Raw genomic sequence first — 753 nt, forward strand, 5'->3', positions numbered from 1 at the left:
GAGAGAAAATCTATCACCATTGCAAACTTAAGCCTTGCATTTAGCTGAGCCGGCGTTGGCTCACTGTTACTCACGTCAGGTAAACTTTTCATGTAGTTTATACCTTTCCAAATTGAACCTACTACAGTTCCTACTTTTCCTCTGAAATAGCCGAGGATGCCTTTTTTGTACTTTCCCATGTTTCTTTTTTTTATGGGTGAATGGCGTCCGTAACCTTGTTATGCTGTAGTTAACGACGATATGTATCAGCTTTCCTTTAACCCCTTATAAAATATTTATAAGATTCGGCTTTATCTATCATAAGATTTATACTTTCTCTAAACTCCTCTGCGTTACCTTCCCAGGAAAATATGGTCTTAAGCTGCTCTTTAAAACCGTATTTTTGCATCCATAAATCCAAGGCAACTATTCCCTTTCGGAATGTACAATTCAGCACCCATTGAAAGCCTTTCCAATCTCTTAGTTCATAAGCGCATTCTTGTTTTCCGTGATGGTCTATCGCATGACTCAAGTGTTTCATCTTGCCAACAAAACCCAAAGAATTGGAAAGCCGGTTAATGTGGGCATTTTGGCCATGATTCTTAAAAGTTAACATACCTTCGTTATCTGGCATATAACGTAAAGTTAATAAGAGATTAATTTTCATACAGTTAATTGATTGGTGTGATACAAGGGTATGGTGTTTTAATCAGTTAAACTAATCTTTGCCGAAAATGTCCGCGAATGTCCGCCGTTTCTGCAAAATGTCCGCGA

General features: G+C 38.0%; 2 protein-coding genes. Both read right to left on the minus strand.

The window, feature by feature from the left end:
• A partial coding sequence (locus ACHFIZ_RS17925) for a DUF6266 family protein (RefSeq protein ID WP_410888347.1) occupies positions 1 to 179 on the minus strand: 179 nt, incomplete at its 3' end.
• 77 nt (positions 180 to 256) lie between these two features.
• Complete coding sequence (locus ACHFIZ_RS17930) at positions 257 to 613, minus strand: hypothetical protein (protein ID WP_410888345.1); 357 nt, start codon at positions 611 to 613, stop codon at positions 257 to 259.
• Positions 614 to 753 lie beyond the last annotated feature (140 nt).

It is taken from the genome of Pedobacter sp. JCM 36344 (genome assembly GCF_046546555.1).
GTDB lineage: Bacteria > Bacteroidota > Bacteroidia > Sphingobacteriales > Sphingobacteriaceae > Pedobacter.

Excerpts from the sequence above, each read along its gene's own strand:
- ACHFIZ_RS17930 (WP_410888345.1), bottom strand. The coding sequence starts at position 613 with ATGCCAGATAACGAAGGTATGTTAACTTTTAAGAATCATGGCCAAAAT.